The sequence below is a fragment of the Geodermatophilus amargosae genome (assembly GCF_041028265.1).
GTDB classification, from domain to species: domain Bacteria; phylum Actinomycetota; class Actinomycetes; order Mycobacteriales; family Geodermatophilaceae; genus Geodermatophilus; species Geodermatophilus amargosae_A.
The window spans coordinates 63,876-72,296 of sequence record NZ_JABGCW010000023.1; the positions used below are offsets into that span (position 1 = coordinate 63,876).

At 74.7% G+C, this 8,421-nt stretch carries 9 protein-coding genes; all 9 read right to left on the reverse strand.

Annotated features, from left to right (window positions below; all coding sequences use genetic code 11):
* Nucleotides 1-196: 196 nt before the first annotated feature.
* The 9 genes from HLV61_RS22515 to HLV61_RS22555 all read right to left on the reverse strand — a co-directional run bounded on the left by HLV61_RS22515 (nt 197) and on the right by HLV61_RS22555 (nt 8,159).
* Nucleotides 197-688, reverse strand: a complete 492-nt coding sequence (locus HLV61_RS22515; RefSeq protein WP_369259569.1) for a hypothetical protein — start codon at nt 686-688, stop codon at nt 197-199.
* Nucleotides 685-1,047, reverse strand: coding sequence for a response regulator (locus tag HLV61_RS22520; protein WP_369259571.1), 363 nt, complete (start codon nt 1,045-1,047; stop codon nt 685-687). Before HLV61_RS22520 ends, HLV61_RS22515 begins: the two co-directional genes overlap by 4 nt.
* Nucleotides 1,044-1,565 (reverse strand): chemotaxis protein CheX, encoded by a 522-nt coding sequence (locus HLV61_RS22525; RefSeq protein WP_369259573.1) that lies wholly within the window; start codon nt 1,563-1,565, stop codon nt 1,044-1,046. Before HLV61_RS22525 ends, HLV61_RS22520 begins: the two co-directional genes overlap by 4 nt.
* Nucleotides 1,562-1,951, reverse strand: a complete 390-nt coding sequence (locus tag HLV61_RS22530) for a response regulator (RefSeq protein ID WP_369259575.1) — start codon at nt 1,949-1,951, stop codon at nt 1,562-1,564. Before HLV61_RS22530 ends, HLV61_RS22525 begins: the two co-directional genes overlap by 4 nt.
* Entirely contained in the window at nt 1,948-2,772 is an 825-nt protein-coding gene (locus tag HLV61_RS22535; protein ID WP_369259577.1) for a CheR family methyltransferase, read from the reverse strand. Before HLV61_RS22535 ends, HLV61_RS22530 begins: the two co-directional genes overlap by 4 nt.
* Nucleotides 2,769-3,887 (reverse strand): protein-glutamate methylesterase/protein-glutamine glutaminase, encoded by a 1,119-nt coding sequence (locus HLV61_RS22540; protein WP_369259579.1) that lies wholly within the window; start codon nt 3,885-3,887, stop codon nt 2,769-2,771. The genes HLV61_RS22535 and HLV61_RS22540 overlap by 4 nt, the downstream gene beginning before the upstream one ends.
* Before the next feature lie 393 nt (nt 3,888-4,280).
* Entirely contained in the window at nt 4,281-5,174 is an 894-nt protein-coding gene (locus HLV61_RS22545) for a hypothetical protein (protein WP_369259581.1), read from the reverse strand.
* Between the two features lie 173 nt (nt 5,175-5,347).
* A complete protein-coding gene (locus HLV61_RS22550) occupies nt 5,348-5,800 on the reverse strand; it encodes a chemotaxis protein CheW (RefSeq protein WP_185938138.1) in 453 nt (150 codons plus the stop codon).
* A 1-nt stretch (nt 5,801) separates the two neighbouring features.
* The gene (locus tag HLV61_RS22555; protein WP_369259583.1) at nt 5,802-8,159 is read right to left on the reverse strand and encodes a chemotaxis protein CheA; all 2,358 of its coding nucleotides are present in this window, start codon (nt 8,157-8,159) and stop codon (nt 5,802-5,804) included.
* Nucleotides 8,160-8,421 lie beyond the last annotated feature (262 nt).

Genomic DNA, 8,421 nt, shown 5'->3' on the forward strand with positions numbered 1-8,421 from the left:
GCCGGAGTCTGCCCGTCACGGGGACTCCGGGTGAGTGCGCCCGGGGCGGCGGGGACGGGAGTCCCGGCGCCGCCCCGGGGCGGTCCGTGTCGTGGCCGGTGGCGGGCCCGGAGGGTCCCCGCCGGACGCGACGGTGGTGCTCAGCGCCCGGCGGGGACGGCTCGTGGCCGCGCTGTCGTCCGGGAGGACGACCGTGTCACGGCACGACCAGAGAGAGACGGCCCTTGCCGTAGCCGGGGACCTCGACCGCGAGGTCGAGCCGGTTGAAGGCGGCGAGCATGCCGGCGACGTCGCCCGGCAGGTCGTCGCCGGGGGCGTAGGACGCGTGCAGCTTCGAGTGCGGGGCACCCGGCACGTTGAACAGCGCCGACAGGACGTTGACGACCTCGTGGAGGGCCTCGGTGAGCATCGTGGTGAGCTCGCCGTCCTCCTCGACGACGTCCTGGACGCCGCCGGGGGGCAGCAGGGCCAGCGCGCCGCCGGTCCAGGCCGCCAGCGGCAGGTCCATGACGCACAGGGCGTTGACCGCCATCGAGGGGCTGACGTAGACCGCGACCGAGACGGGGTCCTTCGCGGTCGGCGTGACCGGGGCGCCGGGGGCGACGCCCACCGGCTTGCCGACCAGGCCCGAGAGCATGTCCTTGACGGCCTTGGCGTCGGGCAGGACGACGGTGAGCGGCGCGGTCACGCCAGCACCCCCTCGAGGTGCTCGGCGAAGGTGTCCGCGGTGAACGGCTTGGCGATGAGGAACAGCGCGCCGGCGTCGGCGGCCTTCTCCCGCATCTCCGCCGAGCCCTCGGAGGTGACGAAGCCGAAGGGGACCGACGAGCCCGAGCCGCGCAGCGCCTGCAGGCACTCCAGGCCGGTCATGTTCGGCATGTTCCAGTCCGACAGGACCAGGTCGGGGCTCTCGCTCCGGACCTTGTCGTAGGCGTCGCGGCCGTCCTCGGCCTCGACGATGTCGTGGTCGTCGTAGCCGGCCTGCCGCAGGGTGCGGATGACGATCTGCCGCATGACGCGGCTGTCGTCGGCGACCAGGATCTTCACAGGGGCACCTCGTTCTCTCGCTCGGCGTGCGACTGCACGGAGACGGTCAGCGGCTCGCCGCGCCACAGGACGTCGACGCGGCAGGTGTCGGCCTCGCGGCCGGGGGGTGGGGTGGAACCGGTCTCGGGCAGGCCGAGGACCGACGGGCCGGGGAGGACGGCCTTGACGTTGCCGCCGACGACGTTGGCCAGCTCGCCCAGCGCGTCGTCGACGTCCTCCTCCTCGAGCACCTCGGGGGCGTGCTCGCGGAGCAGCGCGTGGGTGAGCGCCAGCGCCGTCTGCCGGCCGCAGGTCAGGACGACGCTGCCGGTCCAGGGGCCGACGATCTCGACCCAGGAGCTGCGCGCGTCGGCCGGCATCGGTGCCGGCAGCGGGACGAGCGCCTCGTCCTCGCCGACGAGGGCGAGCCACGCCTGCTCGGTGATCTCCCGGACCGTCGCCTCGTCGATCAGCTCGGTGATCGGCGGGGGACGGTCGCCGGCGCGGCGGCGCTCGCCGCTGTCGGTGGGGGCGGTCACAGGGAGACCTCCTGCGGGAGCAGGCCGAGCAGCGCGAGCTTGTCGCGGAGGGCGTCGGCGGTGAACGGCTTGATGACGTACTCGTGGGCGCCGGCGGCCAGCGCGCGCACGATCTGGCCGTGCTCGCTCTCGGAGGTGACCATCATCAGCGTCACCGCCCGCCAGGCCGGGTTCGACCGGACGACGTTGACGAACTGCAGGCCGTCCATCACCGGCATGTTCCAGTCGATCGTGCAGAGGTCGGGCACCCAGCCCTCGTGCAGGACGTCGAGCGCCTCCTGCCCGTGCCCGGCCTGCCGCGTCTCGTAGCCGAACCCCTCGAGGGTGCCGGTCACGATGCGCCGCATGGCGCGGGAGTCGTCGATCACCAGAGCGCGCACGGTCATGCCCCCTTCAGCGGGCGGTAGGCGGAGCTGCGGCCGAGGACGACCCGGCTCCAGGAGTCGTCGACGCCGAGGGTGGTCTCGGCGGCACCGAGGAACAGCCAGCCGTCGGGGCGCATGAGCTCGCGCACCCGGCGGAGGATCGCCTGCTTGGTCGGCAGGTCGAAGTAGATGAGGACGTTGCGCAGGTACACGACGTCGAAGGGGCCCATGCGCGGCAGCGGGGCGGCCAGGTTGCACTCGCGCGCGGTGACCATGCGCCGCAGGCCCGGCGCGACCTCCCACTCGCTGCCGGCCCGCTGGAAGTGGCGGACCAGCATGGGCGCGGGCAGGCCGCGGTTGACCTCGAGCTGGCTGAACCGGCCGGCCCGCGTGCGCTCGACCATCTCCCGGGAGATGTCCGTGGCGGTGATCGAGACCCGCGTCGACGCGTTGGGCATCGCGTCCTCGAGCAGCATGGCGACCGTGTAGGCCTCCTGGCCGCTGGAGCACGCCGCCGACCAGATCTGCAGCCGCTCGGCGGGCCCGCGGGCGGACAGCAGCGAGGGCAGCACGGTCGAGGTCAGGGTGGTGAACGGGTCGCCGTCGCGGAACCACGAGGTCTCGTTCGTGGTGAGCGCCTCGACGATGGAGCGGGTGTCGTCCGGCCGTGGGCGGCTGCGCACGCTGTCGACGTACTGGTCGACGTCGGCCAGGCCCATCTTGCGGGCCAGCGGCAGCAGCCGGGCCTCGACCAGGTACTCCTTGCCCGGGGCCAGGACGATCGCGCTCTCGCGGTGCACCAGCTGGCGCACCCAGTCGAAGCGGGTGGCGGTGAGGGTCATCTGCGGGCTCCCGTCGCGAGGGTCAGGTGGGCGGGCTGCGGCGGGAGGGCGCGCGCGAGGTGGCGGGTGACGGCCTCGGCCACGCGGTCCAGGGGCAGGACCTCGTCGGCCAGGCCGGCGGAGGCGACGGCGCCGGGCATGCCCCAGACCACCGAGGTGGCCTGGTCCTGGACGACGACGGTGCCGCCGGCGTCGCGGATGACGCCCGCGCCGTTGCGGCCGTCGGAGCCCATGCCGGTCAGCACCACGGCGAGGACGGCGCCGTCGTAGGCGGTGACCGCGGAGCGGAAGAGCGGGTCGACGGCGGGACGGCAGAAGTTCTCCGGCGGGCCCTGCGACAGCATCGTCGTCGCGCCGCGGCCGGTGCCGCGCACGGTGAGGTGGTGGTCGCCGGGGGCGAGGTGCACGGTGCCGGGCTGCAGCGGCGTGCCGTCGACGGCCTCGACCACGCGCAGGGCGCTGAGGCGGTCGAGCCGCTGGGCGAACTGGCGGGTGAAGACCGGGGGCATGTGCTGCACGAGCAGCACCGGCACCGGCAGGGTGGCCGGGAGCGCGGGCAGCACCTTCGCCAGGGCCTCGGGGCCGCCGGTCGAGGAGCCGATGACCAGCACCGCGGGGGCCTTGTGCGGCGCGCTGCGCGGCGCGGGCGGGCGGGCCGCGACGGGCGCGGCGGCCGGGCGCGCGGGCGCGGCGCCGAGACCCGTCGGGCGGCCGGTGAGGGCCTTGATCTTGGGGATGAGCTGCTGGCGCACGCTCTCCATCGACTGCGCGACGCTGCCGACGTTGGCCGGCTTCGTGACGTAGTCGTTGGCGCCCGACGACAGCGCGTCGAGGGTGGCCGAGGCGCCGCGCTCGGTGAGCGTGCTGAACATGACGATGGGCACGCGGTTGCGGCGGGCCCGGATGGCGCGCACCGCCTCGATGCCGTCCATCTCCGGCATCTCGATGTCCATCGTGACCAGGTCCGGCTTGAGCGTGTCCAGCTTGGTCAGCGCGAGCTTGCCGTTGACCGCCGTCCCGACGACCTCGATGGCCGGGTCGGAGGAGAGCACGTCGGTCACGATCTTGCGCACGACGACCGAGTCGTCGACCACCAGCACCCGGATCGGGTCCACACGTCCTCCAGCTCCAGCGGCGACCGGCCGGGGAGGGCCGTCGTCGGGGTCTCGGCAGCGCAGCAGGAGGTGTCAAGGTCAGCTCCGGGGCCTGATCCGGAACGGCCCCCGGGTCTCCCACCCGTCTCGCCTGTCCCAGGAGTTGTCGGCCGTCCCACCCGTCGTGTTGACCGGGACCGCGCAACCGTTACGGGAGGTGCGCTGACCGCGGGGGCCGCGGGCACATGTCGACCCGGACGGCAGGCGCCTCATCCGGCGCGCGCGGCCCCGACCTGCGGGGACGCCCGTCGATCATCGGACGAGTGCACGCTGCGGCGGCGTGTCGTGCCGCGTCTCGTGCAGGCAGCCGATGATCGACAGCGGTCGGGCGGGGCGGCCGGCGCCGCGGGTGTCTCAGCGGCCGGTGACGCGGTGCCAGGGGGCGAGCAGGACGCCGAGGGCACTGCCGTCGAGCAGGTCGCCCATCGTGAACGCCTGGACGACGCCGGCGAGGGCGTTCCACGAGCCCGCGGCGCCGTCGGCGGCGTCGAAGCCGCCGCCGGCGAACGCGCGCACGGCGAGCAGCTGGGCGGTGGCCAGCGTGCGGGTGCGGCCGGAGACGTGGGCGGCCCAGGACGCCTCGTGCATGGCGGTGGCCCACGGGCGCTGCGCGGTCCGGCCCTCGTCGACGGCGGCCCGCCAGCGGTCGCGGCCGCGGGCGTCGAGGCCGGCGAAGGTGGCCAGCAGCGAGGCCAGCTCCGGCGTGCCCGGCCCGAGATCGGTGCCGGCGCCGCGGGTGGCCGCGTCGGGGACGACGGCGGCGAAGGGCGCCACGAGCTCCCGGTGGACCAGCGGAGGCAGCACGTCGGCGGCCCACTCCCCCACCGCGGCGTCGGCGAGCACCTCGGCGGCCTGCTCGCGGACGTCGTCGTCCGCGTCCGCGGCGGGCCGGTGCTCGGGACCGAGGACGTCCTCGCGCAGCAGCCGCTCGAGGGACGCGGCGTTGCCGATGGTGCCGCGCTCGAGCTGGGCGACCAGGACGGCGGTGCGGTCCTCCCCCGTCCCCGGGGACACCGAGCGCAGCTGCGGGACCGCGGCGGCCAGCTCGCGGGCGCGGCGGGCGCGCACGGCCAGCACGGTGCGCTGCTCGCGGTCGGCGCCGCGGCTGCGGGCGCCTTCGGCCAGCGCGGTGAGCTCGGCGGGACCGGCGGTGAGCCCGGTGAGCAGCACGTCGGCCACCGCCCGGCCGGCGGGCAGGCGGACCAGGTCGAACCCCAGCGTGGCAGCGCTGACCAGCGAGTACGGCACGTCTCCCCCTCCGACGGCACCGCCAGAGGACGGCGGCCAGACCATGCTGGCCGCGATCCCCCCGGAACGCCACGCGGCCGTCACCCGATCGCCGGAGGGGCGATGGGTGACGGCCGCGTGTCGGAAGTCGTCAGGTGACCCAGAGGTGACTCCGCGTCACGGGAGGTCCGCCGTCAGGCGCCGACGGCCTTCTGGACGTCGAGGGCCAGCAGCAGCGTCCCGTCGAGCTTGTAGGCGCCGCGGATGAGCTCACGGGCCTGCCCGTCGAGGGTGTCCGGCGGGGCCTCGAAGTCGGTCGCGTCGACGTCGACGACGTCGGCGATCGAGTCGACCAGCAGGCTCACCGCCTCGCCGTGCAGCCGCACGACGATGACGACGGCGTCGGTGCCGGCCGGCCGCGGCGGGCGACCGAGCCGCTCGCGCAGCTCGATGGCCGTGACCACCTGGCCGCGCAGGTTGATCAGCCCGGCGACGGCCGGCGGCGCCAGCGGCACCCGGGTCAGGACCTGGCTGCGCAGCACCTCCTGCACGTGCTCCACCTCGACGCCGTACAGGTCGCCGTCGAGCCGGAAGGTCGCCAGCTGGCCGCTGGTGGCGCGGGCGGGGGTGTCGGTCGCGGTCGTCACGTCAGACCTCCAGGAGTGCGGACGCGGGGGCGGTGGTGGCGTAGAACGCCGGGTCGGCCGCGAGGATGGCGGCGCGGACGTCGAGCAGCTCGGTCACCTTGTCGCCGAGGACGGCGGAGCCGAGCAGGCCGAGGTCGTCGATGTCGCTGCGGACGGCGGCCCCGCCGTCGACGATGTCGAGGATCTCCTCGACGACGATCGCGACGCTGCGGCCGTGGTCGCTGTAGACGATGACCTCGAGCACCTCGCGGTCGTTGGTGCCGTAGGCGCCCAGGTGCCGGTCGAGGCGGACGATCGGCAGGATCGCGCCGCGGTACTGCACGACCTCCCGGTTGCCGACCCGCTCGACGGACTCGGCGCGCACCTGCTCGAGGCGGGTGACGGTGTCCAGCGGGATCGCCACGCGGCGGCCCTCGCCGATCGCGGCCAGCAGCATCCGCTGCCGCTCGGTCTCGGCGGCCGCGGCACCGGCAGCGGCGGCGGCCTCGCGGGCCTCCTGCCGCTCGGCGGTCTCGGTGCGCAGGGCGCGGCGGGCCAGGGCCTGCACGTCGAGGATGAGCGCCACCGCGCCGTCGCCGAGGACGGTCGCGCCGGAGTACAGGCCGATCGCCTTGAGCTGGCCGCCGACGGCCTTGACCACGATCTCCTCGGTGTTGATCACGCGGTCGACGACGAGGCCGAAGCGCCGGCCCTCCGAGCGCAGCACGGCGATGACCACGTGGCCGTCGTGCCGGTCGGAGGTCAGGCCGAGGACGTCGGTGAGCCGGACGAGGGGCAGCAGCTCGCCGCGCAGCCGGTAGACCGGGGCGCCGCCGACCTCCTCGACGGCGTTGGCGGCCTTCTCGGCGTCGAGGCTGACCAGCTCCTGCAGGCTGATCTGCGGGATGGCGTAGCGGTCGCCGGCGCACTCGACGGTCAGCGCCGGGACGATCGCCAGGGTCAGCGGGATGCGCAGCCGGCAGACGGTGCCGCGGCCGGGCTCGGACTCGACCTCGATCGTGCCGCCGATGGACTCGATGTTGGTCTTGACGACGTCCATGCCGACACCGCGGCCGGAGACGTTGGTGACCGCGGCGGCGGTCGAGAAGCCGGGCGCGAAGATCATCTGCAGGACGTCCTGCGGGCCCATGCGGGAGAGCTGGTCGGCGGTGACCAGGCCCCGCTCGACGGCCTTGGCGCCGATCTTCACCGGGTCGATGCCGGCGCCGTCGTCGGCGACCTCGACGACGACCTGCCCGCTCTCGTGCTTCGCGCGCAGGGTCAGCACGCCCTCGGGGGACTTGCCCGCGGCGCGGCGGCGGTCGGGGGACTCGATGCCGTGGTCGACGGAGTTGCGGACGAGGTGGGTCAGCGGGTCCTTGACCGCCTCGAGCAGCGTCTTGTCGAGCTCGGTGTCCCTGCCCTCCATCTCCAGGCGCACGGTCTTGCCGCACTGGATGCCGAGGTCGCGGACGACGCGCGGCAGCTTGGACCAGATGTGGTCGATCGGCTGCATGCGCGTCTTCATGACGCCCTCCTGCAGCTCGCTGGCGATGAGGTTGAGGCGCTGCGAGGCGCGCACCAGGTCGGTGTCGGTGGAGCGGCCCACGTACTGGACGATCTGGTTGCGGGTGAGCACCAGCTCCCCGACCAGCAGCATCAGCGAGTCGAGCAGGTCGACGTCGACGCGGATGGTCGAGTCGGCGACGGCGCGGCGCTGCTGGCCGCCCTGGCCCTCGGGACGCGCGGTGCCGGCGTGCTCGTCGTGCGCCTCGTCGGCGTGCTCCTCGTGCGCCTCCTCCTGCACCGTCTCGGCGGCGGCCTCGACCACGGCCGCGGCGGCCTCGACGACGGCCGCGGCGGCGACGGGCTCGGCGGGGACGGGCTCGACGGGGACGGGCTCCGCGGCGACGGGCTCGGCCACCGCCTCGTCGGCCGCGGCCACGACAGCGGGGGAGGCGACGGCGGGGGAGGCGACGGCGGCCGGGGCCGGGCGGTCCTCCATCGCGGCGCTGATCTCGGCGACGACGGCGGAGACGTCCACGCCGCCCTCACCGCCGGTGGCCTCGATCGAGGCGAGCAGCGAGCGGACGGTGTCGACCATCCGCAGCAGCACGCTGGTGCGCTCGGGGGTCAGCGCCAGGACGCCGTCCCGCAGCCGGGAGAGCATGTTCTCCCCGACGTGGGTGACCTCCTCCAGCCGGCCGAAGGCCAGGAAGCCGCTGGTCCCCTTGATCGTGTGGATGGTGCGGAAGATGCTCGAGAGCCGCTCGCGGGAGTCGGGCTCCTGCTCCAGCGCGACCAGGTCCGTGTCGAGCTGGTCGAGGTTCTCGTGGCTCTCGACGAGGAACTCCTCGACGATGTCGTCCAGACCGTCCACCGGTGCCTTCTCTCTCGCTGCGCAGGGGACGGATCGGTCCCCGGATGGTCTTCGGCGGCCCACCGCCGGACTCAAGGTGAGCGCCGGGTGGGCGTGCCGTGTGGGGGCGTGGCGTGCGGGGCCGTCCCGCGACCGGCCGGGTGGGCCGGCCGCGGGACGGCGGGGGATCAGTAGGTGAAGCGGGCGACGCTGGTGCGCAGGTCGGCGGCCATCCGGGACAACTCGTCGACGGCGACGCGGGTCTGGCTCAGCGCCTGGGTGG